The 22,761-nt window shown below is 54.1% G+C and carries 19 protein-coding genes; 2 read left to right on the forward strand and 17 right to left on the reverse strand.

The window, feature by feature from the left end; all coding sequences use genetic code 11:
- Positions 1–8: 8 nt before the first annotated feature.
- The 9 genes from RB298_RS32195 to RB298_RS32235 form a co-directional block, all read right to left on the reverse strand.
- Complete coding sequence (locus RB298_RS32195) at positions 9–707, reverse strand: methionine ABC transporter permease (RefSeq protein ID WP_015733860.1); 699 nt, start codon at positions 705–707, stop codon at positions 9–11.
- Positions 700–1,461 (reverse strand): methionine ABC transporter ATP-binding protein, encoded by a 762-nt coding sequence (locus RB298_RS32200; RefSeq protein ID WP_375120684.1) that lies wholly within the window; start codon positions 1,459–1,461, stop codon positions 700–702. Before RB298_RS32200 ends, RB298_RS32195 begins: the two co-directional genes overlap by 8 nt.
- Positions 1,462–1,606: 145 nt before the next feature.
- The gene (locus tag RB298_RS32205) at positions 1,607–3,577 is read right to left on the reverse strand and encodes a tetratricopeptide repeat protein (RefSeq protein WP_096775264.1); all 1,971 of its coding nucleotides are present in this window, start codon (positions 3,575–3,577) and stop codon (positions 1,607–1,609) included.
- 217 nt (positions 3,578–3,794) lie between these two features.
- On the reverse strand, positions 3,795–4,295 hold the full coding sequence (locus tag RB298_RS32210; RefSeq protein WP_340964583.1) for a DUF3995 domain-containing protein: 501 nt from the start codon (positions 4,293–4,295) through the stop codon (positions 3,795–3,797).
- 169 nt (positions 4,296–4,464) lie between these two features.
- Positions 4,465–5,139 (reverse strand): response regulator transcription factor, encoded by a 675-nt coding sequence (locus RB298_RS32215; RefSeq protein ID WP_192569430.1) that lies wholly within the window; start codon positions 5,137–5,139, stop codon positions 4,465–4,467.
- Positions 5,140–5,232: 93 nt separating this feature from the next.
- A complete protein-coding gene (locus tag RB298_RS32220; protein ID WP_375120685.1) occupies positions 5,233–6,219 on the reverse strand; it encodes an ABC transporter ATP-binding protein in 987 nt (328 codons plus the stop codon).
- 15 nt (positions 6,220–6,234) lie between these two features.
- Complete coding sequence (locus RB298_RS32225) at positions 6,235–7,035, reverse strand: ABC transporter permease (protein ID WP_375120686.1); 801 nt, start codon at positions 7,033–7,035, stop codon at positions 6,235–6,237.
- Entirely contained in the window at positions 7,032–7,808 is a 777-nt protein-coding gene (locus RB298_RS32230) for an ABC transporter permease (protein WP_036662442.1), read from the reverse strand. Before RB298_RS32230 ends, RB298_RS32225 begins: the two co-directional genes overlap by 4 nt.
- Positions 7,809–8,109: 301 nt before the next feature.
- Positions 8,110–9,021 carry a LysR family transcriptional regulator gene (locus RB298_RS32235; protein ID WP_192569434.1) on the reverse strand — a complete coding sequence of 304 codons (912 nt, stop codon included), beginning with the start codon at positions 9,019–9,021 and terminating at the stop codon, positions 8,110–8,112.
- Positions 9,022–9,141: 120 nt separating this feature from the next.
- Between RB298_RS32235 and RB298_RS32240 the strand changes: the two genes are divergently transcribed.
- Positions 9,142–10,536, forward strand: coding sequence for an MFS transporter (locus tag RB298_RS32240; protein WP_375120687.1), 1,395 nt, complete (start codon positions 9,142–9,144; stop codon positions 10,534–10,536).
- A 302-nt stretch (positions 10,537–10,838) separates the two neighbouring features.
- On the opposite strand, the gene RB298_RS32245 is transcribed toward RB298_RS32240, so the two are convergent.
- The 8 genes from RB298_RS32245 to RB298_RS32280 form a co-directional block, all read right to left on the reverse strand.
- Entirely contained in the window at positions 10,839–12,701 is a 1,863-nt protein-coding gene (locus RB298_RS32245; RefSeq protein WP_375120688.1) for an ABC transporter ATP-binding protein, read from the reverse strand.
- On the reverse strand, positions 12,682–14,424 hold the full coding sequence (locus tag RB298_RS32250) for an ABC transporter ATP-binding protein (RefSeq protein WP_375120689.1): 1,743 nt from the start codon (positions 14,422–14,424) through the stop codon (positions 12,682–12,684). The genes RB298_RS32245 and RB298_RS32250 overlap by 20 nt, the downstream gene beginning before the upstream one ends.
- Positions 14,425–14,702: 278 nt before the next feature.
- Positions 14,703–18,023 carry an FtsX-like permease family protein gene (locus RB298_RS32255; protein ID WP_375120690.1) on the reverse strand — a complete coding sequence of 1,107 codons (3,321 nt, stop codon included), beginning with the start codon at positions 18,021–18,023 and terminating at the stop codon, positions 14,703–14,705.
- A gap of 10 nt (positions 18,024–18,033) precedes the next feature.
- Positions 18,034–18,735, reverse strand: a complete 702-nt coding sequence (locus RB298_RS32260) for an ABC transporter ATP-binding protein (protein ID WP_009591627.1) — start codon at positions 18,733–18,735, stop codon at positions 18,034–18,036.
- A 371-nt stretch (positions 18,736–19,106) separates the two neighbouring features.
- On the reverse strand, positions 19,107–19,697 hold the full coding sequence (locus tag RB298_RS32265) for a hypothetical protein (protein WP_375120691.1): 591 nt from the start codon (positions 19,695–19,697) through the stop codon (positions 19,107–19,109).
- Positions 19,690–20,721 (reverse strand): C45 family autoproteolytic acyltransferase/hydrolase, encoded by a 1,032-nt coding sequence (locus RB298_RS32270; protein WP_375120692.1) that lies wholly within the window; start codon positions 20,719–20,721, stop codon positions 19,690–19,692. Before RB298_RS32270 ends, RB298_RS32265 begins: the two co-directional genes overlap by 8 nt.
- 129 nt (positions 20,722–20,850) lie before the next feature.
- Complete coding sequence (locus tag RB298_RS32275) at positions 20,851–21,333, reverse strand: SRPBCC family protein (protein ID WP_015733845.1); 483 nt, start codon at positions 21,331–21,333, stop codon at positions 20,851–20,853.
- Between the two features lie 66 nt (positions 21,334–21,399).
- Positions 21,400–21,717, reverse strand: coding sequence for an ArsR/SmtB family transcription factor (locus tag RB298_RS32280; RefSeq protein ID WP_015733844.1), 318 nt, complete (start codon positions 21,715–21,717; stop codon positions 21,400–21,402).
- A gap of 160 nt (positions 21,718–21,877) precedes the next feature.
- Here RB298_RS32280 and RB298_RS32285 point away from each other — a divergent pair, with 160 nt between their 5' ends.
- Complete coding sequence (locus RB298_RS32285; RefSeq protein WP_192569441.1) at positions 21,878–22,696, forward strand: AraC family transcriptional regulator; 819 nt, start codon at positions 21,878–21,880, stop codon at positions 22,694–22,696.
- Positions 22,697–22,761 lie beyond the last annotated feature (65 nt).

Below are 22,761 nucleotides of genomic sequence, written 5' to 3' on the forward strand. Positions count from 1 at the left end.
AACCGCAATTATACTTTTCTTTTGTCCAGCAGCCTGGAAGCCAGGTTCCCGCCGAACTGGATCGATTGTACCAGAATGATCATGATGATGATCGTAAACGTCATGATCTCTTCCTCGAATCGCTGGTACCCGTAGCGGATCGCGAAATCCCCGACGCCGCCCCCGCCCACGATCCCCATGACCGTGGAGTACGAAATAAAACTGATCGTGGAGGTTGTCAGTCCGAGCGCAAGACCCGACCTGGCCTCCACATACAGGAACTTGAATATCATCTGGATCGTGGAGGCCCCCATGGAAGAGGCGGCCTCCATCACTTCCTTCGGCACCTCCAGCAGGGATTGCTCAACCAATCTGGAGTAGTAGGCAACCGCTACGACGGATAGCGGCACGGCAGCGGCCACCGTGCCGAGCGATGTACCGACAATCCACCTTGTGACCGGAATCATGGCAACGACAAGCAGCAGAAACGGAAATGACCGTATAACGTTGACCAGAGCATTCAGAATGGAGAACAATAGCCGGTTCTCATACTGCTGTCCTTTTCGGCACAGAAATAGCAGTGTTCCGACCGGAAGACCCAGTATTATAGCGGCAGCAATCGAAATGCCCACCATAATGAACGTCTCGCCGATCGCCCGCCATATTTCATGCTGATACTGGAGGACATAGGCCAAATAATCGTTCACGTATTGAATGATGTCATTCATAGAAGCCCAGTCCCCCCGTTTCTTCAGCACCGTTAGTTGGAGTTCCGGTACCTCGAGGCACCTCTCCATCCTGTTGGCGATTACGGTACGTTCGGGTCAAGCGGCCGTCCTCCATCACGGACACATGGTCGCAAATGCCGTTCACCACGTCCATTTCGTGCGAGACGATGACGATCGTAACCCCCAGCGTCCGGTTAATATGTCTTAACACATCCAGAATATCCGCCGTCGTCCGCGGATCCAGGGAAGACGTCGGCTCATCGCACAGCAAGACGGTCGGCGAATTGGCCAAAGCTCTGGCAATCGCTACCCGCTGCTTCTGGCCGCCGCTAAGCTGAGCAGGATATGACTTCGCTTTATCCTCCAGCCCGACAAAGCGCAGGACCTCCTGAACGCGCTCCGCACGGGCAGACTTCGGTACCTTTGCCAGTTCAAGCGGCAGGGACACGTTGCCCCATACCGTCCGGTTGCTGACCAGTTGGAACAGCTGAAAGATCATGCCGATGGACCTTCTTGCCTCCCGAAGCTCCCTGCTGCCAAGGGCGGTCAGCTCCCGTCCATTCACCGAGACTATGCCGGCGTCCGGTCTCTCCAGTACGTTCATGATGCGCAGCAGCGTCGATTTACCGGCTCCGCTGGCGCCGATGATGCCGTGTATGCTGCCCTCTTCAATATCGAGAGAGACGGCATCGATTGCCAGGTAACGGTCCGCGCCGTTGCCATAGCTTTTACTGACCTCTTGCAGCGAGATCATCCTAAAATCCCCCTCCTTGCCACATGAAGAAAGCCCGCGTGGCGATACCGCCTGCGAGCACATGATGCTGCAACAACAATTGAATCATACCATAATTTTAGACAAAATGTGACACCCCTTGCCCGCTGCCAGAAAGTGCATGCTCTCAAGATAAATAAAGCTGATGTCCATACATGCCCGTTAAGCGTTCAACCGCCTTATCCAGCAAACCTTCCTCAAAACCCTCAAGGCCTTCGATGGCTTGAATTTTCTCCGCAGCCGGCATCTCCTTCTGAAGATGCAAACTCCAGTTCACGATCGCCTGCACCGCATCTTCATGCTCAAACTGGCCGTAATAGATATGCGCTTTGTACAGATAGCTTTCGGCATGCTCCGGCACCACCTTCAGCACCTCGTCAAATGCAGCCAATGCCGCATCTTCGTCCTGATCCTTGTAATAAATCTGCCCCAGCCTGAAATATGCCCCGGGGTGACCCGGCGAAAGCTCCAGCACTTGCAGCGTATCCTCCTTCGCGCGCGCGTAGTCTCCCATCGAATAATAAATTCCGCTTCGCAGGCTGTACAGGCTTCCCTGCCCCGGGTTCAAGCTGAGCCCCTGAGCGCAGTCCGCCAGTCCCCGCTCGAGCTGGCCGGTCTCCACGAAGCAAACGGCGCGGAATTCATAGAATCGCGGATTGGACGGATGCGCTTGAATCGCCTGGGAATACGCATCGATGGCAAGGTCCCACATGCCCATCTCCTTGTAAATATGACCGCTGGCCGCCAGGTACGTCGGGTGCTCCGAGAAGGCTTCCTCCTGCTTAACCGCTTCCTGCAGCTCCAGCAGCGCTTCCTCGTTGCGTCCTTGAAGATAGAGCACGTAGCTGAGCTTGTTGCGGATCTCGGTCCCGTCCTGGAGCGCGGCCGCTTCCTTCAAAGCCTGCTCCGCAGACGGCAGATCGTTCATCTCCATATAAATATCGGCACGCTGAACATAATTGGGCGCGTCATCATGCTCAAGCTTAAGCAGCTTGTCATTGATTGCCAGCGCCTCCTCCTGGCGACCCAGCCGGTAGTAGCAGTCGGCCATCCAGTAGCAAGCCAGCGGAGAATCCGGCTGTCTCGCATACAGCTTCGAAATCAGCTCGAAGGCTTCCTCTTCCCGGGCATCCTCGCGGTAGATACGGGCCAAATCGAAATATGCGCGGTAATCGTCCGGTTCCGCCTCGATCGCCCACTCCAAATCGGCTTTGGCCGCAGCTTTGCTGCCGGACCGGTTCAAGACCTCCGCCCTCTTTAAGTAAAGTTCGTACGTATCCGGATACCGTTCAATGGCCTCCGACAGATAGTGCTCGGCCTGCCCCAAATCCCCCAGCTGCACGTACAGATCCGCCATGGGCTTCCGGAAGGAATACGCCTCGCGCGCTTGCCGCTGAAACGTCTGGAAGGCGCCATAGCTGTAGTTGGTGCTTCCCGCGAACAGCGCATATCCGCCATCCGCTTCCGCTTCATACCGGTCAGCCAGCTGGATTCCCTCCTGCAGGACGCCCACGGCTTCCTGCACATGATCCATCAGATCCAGCGAAACCGACAGCATGTAGTAATACATCGGAATGGCGCGCTCCGGCTTCTGGATGCTTAAACGAAAATAGCGCGCCGCTTCCGCCGGATTCCCGCTCTCGTAATAAGCCATGCCCAGTTCATAGTAGGTCGAAATTACCGTGCTGTCGTCCTCCCGCTTGATGCTTTCCTTCAGATCCCGGATCGCCTCGTCGTACTGGTTCAGATCCTTGTGCGCAATGCCCCGGGTATACCAATTCATATAATTGTCCGCATTCAATCGAATCGCTTCATCCAAATCCTCGATGGCCTCGCGCTCCCGGTTCAGCTCCCGCAGAATATGGGCGCGCCGCTCGTACGCGCGATGGCTGCCGCTCGTTTCGATCACGCGTCCCAGATAAGCCACGGCCTCATCCGAATAGCCGCTGTTGTGCAGCAGTTCCGCATAGTGCAGCTTGTCATTAAAACTTGTAATGGCGCTTTCGCCTTTTCTCATATATTTAAGGGCTTGCTCAAAATCCCGCTTCTTCCTGTAATGGTTCCCGATACGGAACCAGATCCGCTTCATCAACTTCATGGTGGCTCATCCTTTGTATGTAGATGTTATTCTTGGGTTTCTTGGGCTCCTATGATTAGAGCCGGGGCAGCTTTCGCCTTATCTCTATATTATACTTCCTCTATGTCCATTTGCACCCAAATTAAAGAGGAACCTCCTGCAGGCTCCTCTTTCGGTGTGTATCCTATTATATTGTATAAAGATACCAAAAATGTGCAATCCAAAATATTACTTCCGATTATTTAGTGAAATGCTCTTCCATTTTGCGCCATCGGGTTTTTCCGGCATGGTATGCAGCAATGCCTAGCGAAATTCCCCAGACCAGAAAGAGCGCATACCAGAAGTATCCCCACGCCGCCATGGGGCTTGCATCTTGAGCAGCGTGCATCGGGGCCGACTGAACGCGTCCAACCGCTAACAGATACTGCAGGGCGAAATAGATAAATCCCCATAATGACAACAACACCGAACCGGCTGTTGCCGGAACAACTAACATCCATTTCGGCAGTCGTCTCCCCCAAGGCCTGGCGAAAGCAAGCGCGAAGACGGCAGCCAACATAGCGATGGTTCCCATTCCCCAGTAGCCGATCGCATGTGACCAAAAATCATCCGGCGTCTCCTGGAAATCCCCGGGGAATGCAAACCCGAAGCCAAGCCCCCACCAATAATGGGGAAGGGCATACAGCACAGCAGCAATGCAAGCAACAACCCCCGCTTTTTTCATTCTTGATTCATTCATTTCATCACCTCAAGCTCATCATACCTATCTAAAGAGAGCATTAAGTTGACTCGGAGTTTAAGTTTCGTTTAAATTTCCGCCCAAACCATAGCTGAGGTGCGGCTAAGAATGGACTTCACTTCCCATTGCAAGTTCATTTCCTTTGTCTGAATAAGCGAGCGACCCACATTCATGAGCACACCCGGTATCCGACCCCCCGGATCGTTTCTATAATTTGAGGAGAGCTTGAATCGATCTCGATCTTCTCCCGTAAATGGCGAATATGCACCATAAGCGATTTGTCGCCATGAATATACGGTTCCCTCCATACGGCCTCGTAGATTTGCTTTTGGGTTAATATCTGATTCAAATGATCGATTAAATACATGAAAATGTGAAATTGCTTGCCCGTAAGAACGATTTCATCCATCGTTTCCGTATTTAATATACGGTTCGTTCTCCGGTCAATATTTAAATGCTTCACCTGGAGGTTATCCGAAGCCATTGAACCAGAACGTCTTAACAGCACCTGAATGCGTGCAGCCAGTTCGTCGGGATGAAACGGCTTGGTCATATAATCGTCGGCAAAGGATAGCCCTTGCAGTTTATCCTCCATTGACGTTCTGGCAGTCAGCATTAAGATCGGTACATCCGGACGGCGCTGCTTGAACCGCTGTCCGATCGTATAGCCATCCAATCCTGGGATCATGATGTCCAGTATGACCAGGCTGCACGTTTCAAAAGATTCCATAGCATCATGGCCTGAAGTCCTCCAGATCACTTTATAGCCAAGTTCGATTAAAAAATCTTTGGACCAAGCGCCGATCTCCTTATCGTCTTCTATGTATAAAATAGTAAAACTCATCGTCTGTGTTTGACTCCTTATGAGGGATATACTGGTAGTTTAGCATATTGGAGTGAAACGAGGGCTCCTATTTGAAGCCCTCTCTTGATTTAGTCAGTATACCTTATGAATCACGTCTTCAAAATCGGGATCTTCCATATCGATATCGTCCAGCTCGCCCCAGCGGCCCAGCTCTTTAAAAATATCAAGCGTGTTCATCTCGCGGCGGTTCACCTCAATCGTGACGGTGTTATCCAGAGAACCTGTCACGCGGATCGGGACGGAAAGATTGCCTTCCCCCTGAAACTGCTCAGGGATAACAAAAGGTCCGCGGAAGGTCACGGTGATGACCGTAGGCAGCCCGATCGTCTCGCGCAGGGACTTCACCGTTCCATCATAGGAAAGCTCGCCGTTGTTAATGACCATTACGCGATTGCAGAGCTGTTCGATATCGTCCATGTCATGCGTCGTGAGCAGGATGGTCTTGCCGAATTGCTCGTTGACCAGCTTGAGAAAATGGCGGATGTTCCGCTTGGCGTTCACGTCCAGGCCGATCGTCGGCTCATCCAGGAACAGCACGTCCGGATCATGCAGCATCGCGGCCGCGAGGTCTGCGCGCATGCGCTGCCCGAGCGACAGCTTGCGCACAGGCGTTTCCCAGAACGCCCGTAAATCCAGAAGTTCGGCAAACTGTCCGAGTCTGCGCTCCTTGTCCGCCTGATCCACGCAGTACATTTTCGCCAAAATATCGTAGGAATCCTTCACCGGCAAGTCCCACCACAGCTGGCTGCGCTGACCGAATACGACGCCCAGATTGTTCACCACGCTGCGCCGTTCCTTGTGCGGATTCAAACCTCCGATCAATACGCTGCCCGAGGTCGGGTGGAGAATGCCGGTCAGCATTTTGATCGTTGTGGATTTGCCGGCGCCGTTCGGACCGATGTAACCGACGAATTCCCCCGGCTCCACTTGAAAGCTGATCCCCCTCACGGCTTCCTTCGTCCGGTATTCTCTCGTAAACAGGGTTCGCAGACCGGAGAAGCGCCCCTCCTTCACGACCGGCGTTTTGAACTCCTTGCGTATGTTGCTCACTTCAATCATGGACGCAATCCTCCTTTAGCTCCCTGTACTTTGATATTTCGTCAAACCAAACTGCCAGAACCTCAGGCTTAAACCGAGACATAACAGGGCCGCTCCAGCCAACGCAGGCAGCACCCAGGCTCCGAGCTCGCCCCGCAGTATGTATAGCGATGGGACATAATTGACCAAACCGACCGGGACCACGATCAGCAGGATCGACGACATCCATTTGGGATACAGCGTGAGCGGATACTGGGCCGCCGTCCGGGCCGCATCCTCCGTCAGGTTCTGAAGCTCGGTGATCCGGGTCGTCCAAAAACCGAAGGTTGCGGTCGCAAGGCCGATCGAGAACAGGATGACGGCACCCGTGACGATAATGTACAGCGATTGCGGCACCGCGCTCCATCCCACCTGACCTGCCGCCATCATGCCATGCAGCGACCACCAGAGCAGAAAACCGCCCTGCAGCACTTCGCCCAGCATGATCCGGAATTTCTGCGGCATGAGCGCCAGCAGCACCGGCATGGGACGGGTCAGCAGCTGGTCAAGCTCCCCGTTGACCAGATAACTCTCAAGATGATGCACTTCATCCCCAAACGTCCGGTAGAGCGTCTTCGACAGCGTCATGACGGCAAACAAATACCCGATTTCATGCATGGACCAGCCCTGAATGGCTCCGAATTTGTAGAGGACGATGGCGACCATGAGAAACTCGGAAATTTGGATCAATGCGGCAAGAAACGAAGCCAGGATGAAATTGAATTTGTACTGCATGCGGCTTTTGATGCTCGTACGGATCAGCAGCGCATACAGGGATAGCCAGGATCTCGCGGTCATCCTCCCTGCACCTCCACTTTCCGCCTTAGGAATCCGGTAGCCAGCAGGCTTGCCAGCGTCAGCAGCACGCACCATGACAACGTGCCCCACAGATGGGAAACGTCATCGAAGCCCAGATAGATCCGGGTCGGCACATAGAGCAGATACGGATACGGCGACCACCAGGCAATCGCCTGAAGCCAGCCCGGCAGCCATTCGATGGGAATGAAGAAACCGGCTAGGAGATTGATCATCGCGTGGTTGCCCCAATACAACCAAGACGATTCCGTTGTCCATAATGCCGATGCGCCGATGAGATAGTTGATGCAAATCGATAAGTAGGCGGCGCCTGCGAGCGCAATGGCAACGTAGAGGAAGGTGACTGCTTTTCCAGGCAGCTGCAGTGAGAAGGCAAAATAATACACCAGGTAGATCGGGATTGATTTGTAAACGAATTGGTAGGCGATTTGCCCCCATTCCTTGGCCATCAAATGACTGAACAAATGAACGGGTCGCATCAAATCCAGGGAGATATGGCCGGTTCGCACGGCTTGGGGGATGCCGAGGCCATTCGTGACGAAACTGGAAACCCAGAGCGCGGCTTGCGTAAAGGCGATGTAGCCGACCATTCCCTGCGTTCCGTAATCTCCGAGCGCGTAATCGGCGCCGAGACCGAGCCAGATACAGGCATACATGAAGCCGAACATCGCACTGGCGACATTGTGCACCATGTGGGCGCCGCGGTACTGCAAATTGCGGGCATAGGCTTTGGAAGCCAATGTGAAATAAAGCATGAAGCACCTCCGATAAGCATTTTAGATGGCGGACCCATCCACTTCAGACAAGGCGAAAATGAGAGAAGGACAATAGCATACCAGAACGTTCCATTTCAGGCAAGGATTTTTTCGCAAGGAACATCGGGTGAACATCGGGCCGAAAATCCGGCATGAAATAAAGCCTTCTTCTCCCTAAGCCTGTTGAGAACAACCGTCATGGGTGTGCGAAGACCTCATTGTCATAAAGAGTAACCATATGAAGGGGATGCTCCCCTTATGTAGAAGGGAGGCGGCCGGGACAGAAAAAAGACGTGATTTGTCAGATCACGTCTTTATGCTTCATCGGCTCCTGAAACTCGCCGAAATAGTCTACCAGGAATGACTGGAACTCCGTTGCGGCCTTGGACAAGTAGCGCCGCTCCAGCCAAGCTATGGTAAAGGTGCGGTAGCAGGAAGGCTTCTCGATGCGCACCATCGCGTACGGGGGCATGTCGTCCCCTTTGCATCCGGGTACAAATGCGGCTCCAAGCCCGGCCGATACGAGGCTGGACAATGCCGCCGGCTCATCTACTTCACATACGACTTCCCGGCTGATCCCGGCCAATCGGCAAAACTCTTCGTTCATTTTACGAAACGGATGGCCTGCCTTGTACTCGATGAAGGCCTCCCCCGCCACCTCCTGAAGGGAAATGCGGGACCGTCCCGCCAATCGATGGCCGTGAGGCACCGCCAGGAACACCTCCGCATGGAGGACCGGAATCTCCCGAATGTGGTCTTCGTCCAGGGCCGCCGCGGTAAAGCACAGATCGATTTCTCCGTTTTCCAGCATCTGCACCATCTCCATCGTGGAGTCGGGCGGAATCTGAATGATGCGAAAATTCACGTCAGGATATCGCGCGCGGAAAGCGCCCAGGGCTTTGGACAGCCGGGGCAATGCCGTCGTTGCTATGCGGATGCTCCCCCGCTCCATGCCTGCCAAATCGGACACTTCCCTCCTGCCTTCCTCTAGGGCCGATAACGCCGTATCGACGCTTTTCAGAAAAGCCTTCCCGAATGAATTGAGCTTAATTTGCCGGCTCTGCCGATCAAACAGAGGCACGCCCAAATCTTCCTCCAAGCGGGCAATCGTCTTGCTGAGCGCAGGCTGGGCAATACGAAGTTCCTTCGCGGCCTTGGTCATGTGCTCCATTCGGGCCACCGTCTGAAAATAATGCAGCTGAAGCAGTTCCATGGGGGTTCTTCCTCCTTCATTGATATCCTTGAGTATATGAATGCATGTCATAATATATATTTTTATTTATTAACTATCGATTGTAGAATAAATCGTAACCAAAGGAAAGGGGGAAATCACATGAACGAACATCAACAACCGCAACAGCCGCCGGCTGAAAAATTAATACGCATTCTGGCGTTTACGATGATTCTCTCGTCGATGAGCGCAACCATGTTTAATATCGTGCTTCCGGAAATCAGCCAGGAATTCCGACTTTCCTTCGCCCAGGTCAGCTGGGTATCGTCGATTTACATGCTCATCTATGCCATAGGCTCCGTCCTGTACGGAAAATTGGCCGACACCTATAAACTCAAAAATCTGGTCACCTTCGGATTGCTTCTCTTCTTTGTCGGTTCCATCACGGGCTTGGCCGCACAGGCCTACTGGATGGTGCTGCTGGGACGGATCCTTCAGGCAGCGGGGGCAGCCGTCATTCCGGCAATCGCCATGATCATTCCGGTCCGTTACTTCCCTGCCGAAAACCGGGGCCGCGCACTCGGCATAACGGCGACCGGGCTCGCCATAGGCAACGCGGTCGGGCCGGTGGTTTCCGCATTGGTCGTTAGCACGTTCCATTGGAGATGGCTCTTTTTCATTCCGCTGCTCATCCTGGTCACCCTCCCTCTCTATCGCAAATATCTGGGCAATGAACAGGGCCAGGGCGCACGGATCGATTGGCTCGGCGGCGGCCTTCTGGCCGGAACGGTCGCGCTGCTGCTTCTGGCGGTGACCCAAGGCGGCTGGATATTCGGTTTAGGCAGCCTGATCCTGTTCCTTGCGTTCCTTCTGCGCATTCGTTCGGCTAAAGCGCCTTTTGTCCAGCCCCGGTTATTCCGCAACCCAAGCTATACGGTCGGACTTGTCCTCGGCATGTTCATCATGAGCGTCGGCTATGCGCTGCCCTTTCTTACTCCGCAGCTGCTGTCGGATTTGAACGGTCTGGCACCGGGATGGATCGGATTTGTCATGGTGCCCGGAGCCGTCGTCACGGCCATGCTCGGCGGAAGAGGCGGCAAGCTCGCGGATACCAAGGGAACCCGCTATTTATTCTATGCGGCTTCCACCCTGCTGCTGCTGTGCTTTGCCCTGTTGTCCACCTTTGCTGGCGTATCGCCGCTCCTGATTGCACTGTTCCTGATCTTCGGCAATGTCGGTATCATGTTTATGCAAATCTCGCTCTCCAAGACGATCTCCTTATCGCTGCCCAAAGAGCAAACCGGCGTCGGCATGGGACTGTTCTCGCTGCTTAACTTCCTGTCCGGCGCGATTGCCACCGGGGTTTACGGCAAAGCCGTCGACCTTGGCGCCGGCACCCGCTGGAACCCGCTGAACATGGTACAGGGAGCTTCGACCTACAGCAACATCTATATCGTCTTGGTGGCGTTGCAAGCAGGAATCCTTCTGCTGTTTATGCTGCAATTTGGCAGGACGGCACAGCATAAGCTGCAGGTTCAAACTACCGGATCCAAATAAGGAACGGCAGCCAATGCGGGGGCATTTGATGAAAATATGCCTGCCCATCCGATTATGATCGGGGCTATTCGCATACAGGCTGCGCAGATCCGCGCATGCCGACACAAAAACCACCGGAGCAACGCTTGGCTGTAAGCCGCTCCGGTGGTTTTGATGATGTCCTGATGCTTTTAATTTGTTAAATGCGATGGCGATGCTGTGGATACTATGGTGCCTGCCCATACCTGGTAACCCTTATACGTCCAAACGCGGCTGCGGGCAGAGAAGAACATGCGCTTCTTCCTCATGGTGCCACTCTAAGATTACATGGCGGCGCGCTTCAGCTGTCCATGATATAAGTCGCTGTAGAACCCTCCCTGCTTCAGCAGCTCCTCATGGGAGCCCTGCTCCAGCAGGCGTCCGTCTTTCAGCACCAGGATGCGGTCGGCGGAGCGGATGGTATTCAGACGATGGGCTATCACGAAGCTCGTCCTGCCTTTCATCAATCGCTGCAGCCCTTCCTGGATCTTGATCTCCGTTACGGTATCGATGCTGCTTGTCGCTTCATCCAGCACCAGCATGGAGGGGTTGGCCAGAATCGCCCTTGCGATCGCAAGCAGCTGCTTCTGCCCTTGGCTGATGCCGCTTCCGTCAGGCTTGAGCATTTTGTCGTAACCATCCTTCATGCGCACGATGAACGAGTGGGCGTTAGCCAATTTTGCGGCTTCCTCCACTTCTTCGTCGGTCGCATCCAGCCGGCCGAAACGGATATTCTCACGGATGGTGCCCTGAAACAGGAACGAATCCTGAAGCACGAAAGCCATCTGCGAACGCAGGCTTTCCCTGCGGATCGAAGAAATGTCCCGGCCGTCCAGGGTAATGCTTCCGCTGTCCGGATCGTAGAACCTGGAGAGTAGCTGGATCAAGGTGGTTTTTCCCGCACCGGTCGGACCGACCAGCGCAATCATCTCGCCGGGCTTTGCTTCAAAGCTGATGCCTTCTAAGGTGTCCCCGTCTTTATCGTAAGAGAACGAGACTTTGTCGAACTTGACCGCCCCCTCTACGCTCTTCAGCGTGACAGCCGCTCCTTCATCCTTCGCTTCCACCTCTTCGTCCAGCACTTCGAATACGCGTTCCGCACCTGCAATGGCGGAGAGCAGCGTATTCCATTGGTTCGCCAGATCGTTCAGCGGTCTCGTAAACTGCCGCGCGTAACTTTCGAATATAATGATGACGCCGATCGTAATATGGCCCTGAATCGCCAGAATGCCGCCAATGCCTGCTACGATCGCAAAGCTCAAATTGTTGAGCCCGTTCATCAGCTTCGGAATGAAGCCCGATATGCTCTGCGCCCAGAAGCCCGATAGACGAATCCGTTGATTGCGCTCATCGAATTCGCGGACCACCCGTTCCTCCTGGGAAAAAGCCTTGATGATTCGCTGCCCGGACAGCGTTTCTTCAATGTAACCGTTCAGATCCCCCAGATTGCGCTGACGCTCTTTAAACAGCGGGCCGGTTCGGCGGGTAATCCAGCGCATCCCCATCATCATCAGGGGCACGACCAGGAACGTCAGCAGCGTAAGCAGCGGGCTAAGCCATAACATGACGGTTAACGTGCCGATTAAGGTCAGCACGCTCGAGAAGATTTGAATGGCCGAGCTGTTGAGCGTCGAGCTCACGTTCTCGATGTCATTCGTCAGACGGCTCATGATTTCGCCCTGCTGGCGCTTGCCGTAGAACGGAATCGGCAGCCGGTGCAGATGCGTGAACAGATCCATCCGCATCCGGTACACGGTCTCTTGGGCGATGCCGATCATCCAGACGTTGTGCAGCCAGGTGGTTAAGGCCTGGAGGACATATACGACGGCCAGGCCAACCAGAAAGTACAGCCAGGCGGAATCGATGGAGCTGTCGGGATTTCTTACATCATCCAGAAATTTGTCCACCCCGACGCCGAGCAGATAGGGACCCAGCAGCGCCAGGCCCGAGCTGAACATCACCATCAGCAGCACGAGCGCGAGTTTCCCTTTGCGCCGGGCAAGATAGGTCCATATCCTGGAGAGGGTGCCCGACCAGTTTTTCGCCTTGGCTTTCGGCTTGCCGCCACGGCTGCCGCCATCCTTGTTCTTGTCAAGATCCAGCTTCGGTTTCGGATGACGAAACGGTTCAGTGAATGCCTTGAGCATGATGCTGCGCCTCCTCTCCATACTGGGATTCATAGATGCGTCGATACAGAGCGGAGCTTTTCATCAAAGCGTCATGATTCCCTTTTCCGATCAAACGCCCGTCATCCAGCAGCAAAATCAAATCCGCAGAAGTGGTCGAGCTGATCTTCTGCGTAATCAAAAACGTCGTGCAGGATAAATCCTTGAGGGCATCCAGCAGGGCGCCTTCCGTTCGGACGTCAAGAGCGCTGGTGCTGTCGTCCAGAATGAGGATGGCGGGCTTTCGCACGAGCGCCCGCGCAATCGACAGGCGCTGCTTCTGTCCGCCGGACAAATTGACCCCGCGCTGGCCCAGCATCGTGTCATACCCGTTAGGCAGATGCTCAATGGTATCATGAATCTGAGCTCGGCGAGCCGCCTCCTGAATTTCTTCCATCGTTGCATCCTCGCGTCCCCAAGCAATATTCTCCCGCACCGTCCCGGAGAAGAGCAGCACTTCCTGCGGCACATAGCCGATGCTGCTGCGCAGGTTCACCTCATCGATCGACGCGGCGTCCACGCCGTCTACGAGCACGGTCCCCTTCTCTTCCTCGTAAAGCCGCGGAATCAGCTGGACCAGCGAGGATTTGCCGGAACCCGTGGCTCCCATGATGGCGATGCGCTCACCGGGCTTCGCTTCAAAGGAAATATCCGTCAGGACGTCGATGTCGCTGCCCGGATAACTGAAGCTCACTTGCTCGAATTTGACGCCCCCCTGAATATCCACTTTTCCGGTTATGTCCTTGTTTGCGCCAGCCGCCATATCCTCCGTGCCCAGCACCTCCTGCGCACGCTGGGCGGAAGCCCGTCCGCGGGAAAAGGCAACGACGACCCAAGACAGGGCTGACATGGCGCCGATGCAGCGCAGGGAATAGTTGACGACGGCGACCACCTCGCCGACGCTGGCACTGCCGGACGCAATATCTTTGCGGCCGAACCACAGGACCGCCATGATCCCGGCGTTCATGACGAGGAGAATAAACGGCATCGTTGTCTCCGTTAATCGCAAGGTCGAGACGGTGGTGCTCATCAGCTTGCCGGAGGTACGGGCAAAGCGCTCAATTTCATGGCCCATGCGCACGAATACGCGGATCAATCGAATCCCGGTCAGATTCTCCTGGATGACGCCGTTCACCGCATCCAGCCGCTGCTGGACGCTGCGGAACGCATCGGCAGCCCGCTTCATGATCCAAGCGATGAAAATAAACAATACGGGCACGGTCAGCACAAGCAGCAAGCCCAGCTTCACATTCACGACCAGTGCCATGATAATGCTGCCGAGCACCACCAGCGGAACGCGCGTCATGAACCGCAAGCCCATGAACACCGTGTCCTGAATCTGGGTGACGTCACCCGTAAGCCTGGTAATCAACGATGAAGTGGCGAACCGGTTAAATATCGAATAAGAGAAAGACTGCACCTTGTCATACAATTGATCGCGAAGATCATAACCGAGCCCCTGACTCGTATGCGCCGCAAAAAAAGAGCTGGATATCCCGGCGATGAAGGCTATAATAGCGCTTCCAGTCAAAACGGCTCCCCACATCCATACGACGGACATGTCCTGCTTCTGTATGCCGTCGTCGATGATTTTGGAGATAAGCAGCGGCTGAATCAGCTCGACGGTGAGCTCGATCAGCATCATGGCAAGTGCCGCAATCGCTGCAACGCGGTACTTTTTCAAGATCGAGAAGACAATTCCCATATGCATTCCTCCGAGTGTCGAAGACCCTTATCCTATTTCTTACATCATTTACCCACAGGTCTTCATGTAGTAGCAATATTAGTTCGTACAATGGCTGGATATGTCTATTATAATATATTTTCTCCTAGATCTTGCCGGCGGATGAAAATTATCGCCGGAAATCGCATTCCAATACCTCTTCACGCATGGCGGCAACATAAAAACCAGGATGAACAGGCAGCGAAAAAGAGAGCCCGTTCACAAGGATCGTCTCCCGCGAAAATGGCTCTCATGCCGAACTATATGTTATTCCACGACTTCAGCGCTTCGATCATGTCGATCCGCTTCAGCTTGTAATGCATGGAAGCCATGACGATGGCCGAGAACAGTAGCGTCAGCAGCGCCGCGTAGCCATAACTGATTTCATGGATGGTGGGACTGAACATCATCGCATCCACTTCTGCGGTCAGTAGCACGAAGCGGTGCAGGAATATGCCTGCCAGATTGCCCGCTATGATCCCGAGCACGGTCAGGATCATGTTTTCGCGATAAATGTACATGGTTACTTCCTTGTCGTAGAAGCCAAGCACCTTAATTGTCGACAGCTCGCGTATCCGTTCGGATACGTTGATATTCGTCAGATTGTACAGCACGACAAATGCGAGGGCCGCAGCGGACACAATGAGGACGACCACCACGACGTTCATGCTGCCCATCGTATCGCTGAAGGCGTCGCTCACGCCGCTCGTGAAACTCACCATGGCGACCCGTTCGCTTGCGGTTAGCGATTCCCCGAGCCGATCCTCCCACCCCGGATCCTTACGGTCATAAGTCAGCAGCTGGCTGTTCGCTTCGGGCGCTGCGTCAAAAATGTCTTCGTAGTATTTCGGCGTCATGTACACGTAGTGCAAGGCATAGTTCTCCGTAATCCCCGCCACGCGCATTTCAAAGGGTTCATTATCGCTGTTCTGAGCCGTGAATGTGCTGCCAATGCCGAGATCGAACAGCTTGGCCAGCTTCTCGGTAATGATCGCGCCGTCATCCGTCAGCGACAGCGTCTGCTCCTGTTCGCGGGGCTTCAGCACGATAAACGAATCGATCTTCTCCGGCGATTGCGGCACGAACAAATTCACATCCTGGCCGTTCACGCCGGGGGCCGCCGCGGTCATCGCCTCCTGGGTCACGTTCAGGATTCCCGTAATCTCCGGAACTCCCGCTAGGCGCTTGTTATAGTCCTCCAGCCCGCCGCTCTCGCCGTTATCTTCTTGGAATACCACGGTCGCCTGGTGCTGCATGATTTTGCCGTATTGCATCGGCGCGATATCCCCGATGGAGTCCTTAAGACCGAAACCGGTCAGAATGAGGGCCGTGCACCCGGCCACGCCGCAGACCGTCATGAACATCCGCTGCTTGTAGCGGAAGAGATTTCGCGCGGTTACTTTTCCAATAAAGCCGAGCCGGTTCCACACCCATGGCACTCGCTCCAGCCATATGCGGGATCCGTTTTTGGGCGCCCTTGGACGCATCAGGACCGAGGCGTTGCTTCGAAGCTCCACCCGCACGGCCACATAAGCCGTCATGGTGGTACAGAGCACAGCCACGACAACCGAGACGATGCTATAGCTGAGATAGAAGCTGGTTCTTACATCGGGCAGATTATACAAAGCGCCGTAAGCATCATAGATGATGGCGGGAAACAGGGTAAAGCCGACGGCCAGTCCGGCAGCCGATGCGGCAACGCTCGCCAGCGTCGAATAGACCAGAAACTTTTTCATCACGTCCCGGTTGCTGTAACCGAGGGCTTTCAGGGTTCCGATCTGCAGCCGCTGCTCCTCAACCATCCGGGTCATCGTCGTCAGACTGACGAGGGCCGCGATCAGGAAAAAGAAAACCGGGAACGCGGTCGCAATGGAAGATAAGCGGTCCGCGTTATCGCTGTACTCGGTATATCCCGGGTTGACGCTGCGGTCCATGACATAGACCTTGGGAAGCTCAAGCTGATCCAGCTCCTTCCGGCCCTCGGCCACTTCCTTCTCGCCGTCGGCGATCTCCCGCATAGCCTTTGCTTTTTCCTCTTTGAATTTCTCCTGACCTTCCCGGTAGTCCGCCTGTCCTTGGGCAAGCTCCGCTTTCGCATTCGCGAGCTTGGCTTCCCCCTCCCGTCTGGCGGCTGCAAGCTCTTCGGTTCCTTGCTTCAACGAAGCCTCGCCCTGCGCGAGCTGACGCTCGGCTTCCCGAAGCTTAGCCTGCCCGTCCTTCAGCTCTGCTTCGCTTGCATCCAGCTTCTGCTCAGCCTGATCCAGCTGCAGCGAAGCCTCGCCCAGGCCACGCTGGAACGCGGAAGCCGCCTGTCGCAAAGCAGCGCCGTCCAATGCGCCGTCCATGAAGCCGCCGACGGCGACCGCTAGTTTCGGATCGGCTGACTGAGCTGCCGAGAGCAGCTCTTGCCTCTGCTCGTCAGGAATGACCTCCGGGTCCAAGCCGGAGATTTGCTGCAGCGCCTTCGCCAATTGCTGTCCTTGTGCCAGCTTCGGCGCAAGCTCCGCCTTTTGCTGATCCAATTGGCTCTGACCCGTCTTGAGCTGATTCCGGCCCTGTTCCAGCTTCTGCTGATTGCGTTTCAGTTCCGCTCTGCCATGCGAAAGTTCTTGTTCCGCCGCATCGAGTTTAGCCTGCCCTTGGGCCAGCTCGGCCTGAAGCTTGTTCACCCCATCGCGGTACGCTTGCTCGCCTTCATTCAGCTTGAGCCTCGCATCCGTTAACTCCTGCTCCGCATCGGCAAGCTGCCTCTTGGCATCCTCGATTTTGTGCGTCGCCTCGTCCAGCTTCTTCTGACCTTCTGCACGGATTTCCGCCAGCCGCTCCTGCGGCATGGCCTCCAGCGCCAGTTCAACTGCTTCTTTGTGCCGGCTGATTTTCTCGTCATACTCGGCTGTATAAGGAGCAGGTTCCGCCGTGTCATGAAAGGTCAAGTAGACTTCCGTATAAACAGGCAGTTTAAAATCCTTCTCCGGAATAACGGCAAATACATCCGCCGTTCCTTTGCCGATACCGCTCGTTCCCCGGCTCATGCTGCTTATGAACAGCGGGCTTTTCGCTCTTCCAACGACTGTATACGTCAGATGATCAAACGTTTCCCCCAAATCCACTTCCTGATCCGGATTGGTAAAGGTGACCTGATCCCCTATTTTAAATTCGTTTCCTCTCTCTCCTGCATCGATGACGATTTCGCCTGCTGCCTCTGGCATTCGACCCTCTGTAAGCACATATTGATTCAGATTATTACCTGGGTCATAGGAGAGCACCTTCGCGATCCGCCCGCTGTCGCCGAGAAATACGTCCGCGCCGTAGCCCGGTTGAACCGCATCCACGCCGGCAACCCGTTTCAGCTTTTCAATATCGCTTGGTTCGAGACCCAAGGTCGATTGAACCTTAAGGTCCATCAGTTTTAAATCCTTATAGTAGTGATCCGCCGTATCCAGCATATCAGGCCCGGTGGCCTTGATCCCCGCGAAAAAGCCAACGCCGAGCATAATAATCGCAAAAATGGACAGAAACCGTGCCTTTGTCCGCGATATTTCCCGGAAAATATCAGTCCATAACGCTTTCTTCTTCATCATCGATGTCTCCCTACCACTCAATGCTGTCTACGGAAACGGGATTCGGATTCACCACCGTCTTCCGAACCTTGGCATTGTTGATCTCGATGATTCGATCGGCCATCGGTGCCAGGGCAGAATTATGCGTAATGACGATAACGGTCGTTCCCGTGTGGCGGCAGGTATCCTGGAGCAGCTTGAGCACCTGCTTCCCGGTATGGTAATCAAGCGCACCCGTGGGTTCATCGCAGAGAAGCAGCTTCGGCTGCTTGGCAAGCGCCCTGGCAATCGCCACCCGCTGCTGTTCGCCGCCGGACAGCTGTGCCGGAAAATTGTTCAGGCGCTGCTCCAGGCCGACATCCCGCAGCACTTGCTCGGCATCCAGAGCTCGGGGCGAAATCTGCGAGGCTAATTCCACGTTTTCTTTTGTCGTCAGATTGGGAACCAGGTTGTAAAATTGGAACACAAATCCGACGTCATTGCGCCGATATCCCGTCAGCTCCTTGCTGTTGAACTTTGCTATGTCCGTTCCATCCACCAGCACTTGCCCCTCATCGGCGGTGTCCATGCCGCCCAATATGTTCAGCACCGTGGATTTTCCTGCCCCGCTGGGACCGACGATAATCGCGAACTCGCCCTTTTCGATCTCCAGGTTGATTCCGTCGTTGGCTACAATGGTGGTCTCGCCCATCCGATAGCGCTTATATCCATCCTTAATGCTCACAAAAGCCATGTCACTCCACTCCCAACTCATCGTTGCCTTATCGGCCTGGAACGTTATGTAGAAAATTAGGTAACCCAAGCGGTCTATAAGCGCGTCAGCTGCAGATGGTCAATGTCTATACGGATACGGCGTCTGCCTAAACCTGTGCAGCGGACTATTCTATTTGCGTGTTCTTCGTTGTTAGATTCACTTGTTTGGCTTGTCCTGATCCGTGAATCCATCCTTAAAATCAGTGTAGCATAAACAAATCCGCCAATGAAAACGCTGAACCGCCCCAGACGGCTAAGTCACAGAATGTTCCAAATTCGGCATGCACGAACGGCACAAAAAACGCTCCTTCACCCGGAAGAAGCGCTCATAATAAAGCCATGATAAACATCCTATGATTTCCAGAAGATTGCCCGGTCCTCCGCACGAAGCTTCGTTACGAAACCGGAAGGGTCCTGAGCCGTGTACTCGATCGAATCCACGATCCATCTGCCCCCTGCGTGCTTGTATTGAATCGTGGCCAATCCGGTATCTCGGAGACGATGCTCGCTGGTTCCCGTCTCATGGCTCGCGTCGGTCATGAGCTTAAAATAGGGATCGATCCGTTTGACTTCTTGAGCAAGGGCTTCTCCTGGAACCAAAGCTTCAAACTCGCTCCGCTCCGGGAGGCGGCTAAGCCGCCATTGATCCGTGAGATGTCCACCTCTGGGATAAAAGAACGAAACCAGCTTGCTGCCATCCGCCATTTCGTGAATTTCATACGTATAGTCCCGTTCTTTTCTTACGATATCCGGTTTGCCGTATTGGCTTTCTACTGTATATGAATCCGGGGCATACGACATTAGCAATCGATATAAAAAAGGAATGTTGATCTCGTTCTGAAGCGTAATATCCTCATCGGCTTTTCCGGCACAAAGCAGCAGGAGGACTAACAATGCCGCGATTGCACCCAAGCGCAATCCTGCTGCCCGAGCTTTAAACACGCTGTCCGTCCTCATATCCATCGATATGTCCCGTCAACGCCGCTTCGGGGATATCTTGTCCCCGGATCCACTCCCTGAACGAAAAATCAAGCACGCCGCCCTGAGCAAGCGAGGTCATGACCCTTCCATCTTCGAAGGCGTACGAAAAGGTATGCAGCGTTCCGAACAAATCGTCGTAATCCGTAAAAAACAACGGGGACTTTGGATCCTTAAACAAACCGAAAGCCTCGGTTTGGGTTAACCGTTCCGCATCCAGGCTGTCGAGGTAACGTTTACGCCGCAGGGAATGCTCGATGGCAGGCCTGTTTTTGCCCGTCAACGCCTCATAATGGTTAACGCAGGCAATTGCCGCCTCCCCGCCCGCACGGGAAATCACTTGGTCCGGGCTTGCCTCGACAACGGCCATGTTGCCCCGTGCATCTCCTATTGAAAAGTTATAACAAGCCGCATGGGGAATATGGCGCAGCATATAAGACGCTTCTTCTGCCGTACTGCACGATTCCAGTATCATCCGAACGCCGACCCAAGGCGACAGTCCCGCCTCGTATCCGTCAAAGCTGACAAAATGCAGCCCGGCGGCAAGCCCTTGCTCATTCACCCCGTCATGCCTGCCTATGGCCTGCAAATTATAGCCCGCGGTTGCCAGGCCTTGATCGGCTTGAGCCACAGTAAAATAACCATCGTAAAACGCAGGCGTAAAATCGTAATTTCTTACGTAATACGAGGCCGTGATCATCGCCGAGCAGCCCATGGCCGCGATTTTCGGGACGTCGTATCCGCCCAAAAGCGCCGCGGCTTTGGGAAAGGACATTTCCAAACCTTCCGCCAGTCCTTCAAGCTCCGTTAGCAGCTGCGGGGCAAACTCGTTATAGATGCTCTTCAACTGTTCCGTGTCGATCTCCGGTTTGGTGGCCGCTTCGAAAGCTTTCAATATGGGCTGATTTCGCAGGCTGCGGCCCAGCTTAAGCCCGTTATGATAGTTATCTTCTCTAAGCTGCAAGATGTTTACCTTGTAATCCGGCATTTTGATCCCTCCACCCAGACGTATTCCATATGGGAATATATCCCTCATCCGATTATAGATGGAATTCACCCTCCTTCCAATAAAAAAAGCTCCAACCCCGCATGTTTGCATGCTGGGAAGGAGCAAAATTTATGCTCGGGGCAATTGTTCAAATACGTGAACGTATTGCTCGTATTTTTCGGACCAGGCGTCTTTGCGCGATTCAAGCGTCCTGCCATCCAGCAGTGCCTCAATGACGTCCAGGCATACGTCCCAACCGGCAATATCCTTCGGCGTATGATCCGTGATGTTCGTTATCGTCTCGATCAACACCAGACGGCAGCCTTCGGCCTCGGGATGCAGCTCAAAACGCACCCGGTCCTCTCCCCACGTATACTCCAGTACCGATAACTCCCGATAGTCCGTAATCTCAAACTCCTCGAACGTTCCGTCCTGCATGTCAAAGGTAATTCTTCCGCCTTGGCGCAAATCCTCCACCTTCAGCTCCGAAAACCACTGCTTCAGCTTGTCATTATCCGTCAGATAGGACCACACCTTCTCAACCGAATGCTTCAGGCGGCGTTCAAATCGGACGGTCGTTCCGAACTCGTCTTGCCGTACAACAGCCAGCATCACTCATCCTCCTCATGGAATGTTTGATTCAAAAATGGATCATCCAATCCGGCGGCCTTAGGAAGATTACGGAGCTTCATCCTCATCCAGCAGCCTCTCCAGATCATCCAGCTTGTTCGTCCAGAACTGCCGATAGGGCTCCAGCCAGTCGTGGATCTCCTCCAGAGGCTTGGCATTCAGGCTGTACACATGCCTCTGTGCTTCTTTCCGCAGCGAGACAAGGCCAGCGTCCCGCAAAATGCGCAGATGTTTGGACACGCCGGGTTGGCTGAGCTGCATGAGATCTACAATCTCCCCCACCGTACACTCTTTCACGCGCAGGTAGTCCAATATCGTCCTGCGGTTCGGCTCTGCCAATACTTCAAAAAGGTTGTCGTTCAACATGTTTATTATATTACTATACAGTTATATTTCCGTAAAGTTATATAATAGGCTCACGCCGTCTTTGAACAAACATAACGCCTTCTTTATAATGTAGCTATTGATGTCCGGTTTTAACACGGTAATACGGGAATGCCCCAGTCAAAAAGGAGGAGTGACGAAAATGCCCGATATTATATTTTTGCGCGACCCTGCTCTGCCGTTTTTGGAAATCAAACAATGCGATGCTTTGGATCATCTGGCCTATAAAAAGCATTTTCACGAAGAAATCTCCATTGGTCTCATTGAGCAAGGGGCTACCCGCATATGGTCTGCCGGGAAACGGTATGAGGCTGCTCAGGGACATATTGTGCATTTCCCGCCGCTGCTCCCTCATGCTTGCCATCCCGAGAATCCCGCCGACTGGAAATACACGATGGTTTTTATCCATCCCCGGTGGCTCGACCCTGCGCCTGCCCGCTATCATCCCTCCCAATCCGATATGCCCATCCTGCTGCCGAAATATCAAAACGATCGCTGCCGAAATCTGGTTCATTCCTGCAGAATTGGGCTTCAGCAAAAAGCCACTCCATTGGAGATTGAATCCATGCTGATGGCATTAATGCGGGAAACCGGCCTGCTTCAGGAGGAAAGCGCCTCGGTGCCTGGCGGCAATGTGCATGAATCCCGGGCTATGCTTCGAGCGAAGAAGTATTTGGATCATCATTACAAAGACCGCATTACACTCGATACCCTGCAGGACATATCCGGGATCAGCAAATTCCACCTCATTCGGATGTTTACGGAAACCTATCATCTTGCTCCGCATGCCTACCAAAATTTATTGCGCATCAATTATGCGAAAGAGCAGCTGTTACAGGGGAAGACCATCGCCGACGTTGCTGCCGAGTCCGGGTTTTACGATCAGAGCCATTTCACGAGAGCTTTTGCCGGGTGCGTGGGGACAACGCCTCTTCGGTATGCGAAAGCAGCGTCATCTTAAACTAACCGCAATTTTATACAATATCGCCTCGCGCAGACGCTGATAGAATCATGAAGATCCCAATG

The sequence above is a fragment of the Priestia sp. BR_2 genome (genome assembly GCF_041954005.1).
Classification (GTDB): domain Bacteria; phylum Bacillota; class Bacilli; order Paenibacillales; family Paenibacillaceae; genus Paenibacillus_AQ; species Paenibacillus_AQ lautus_A.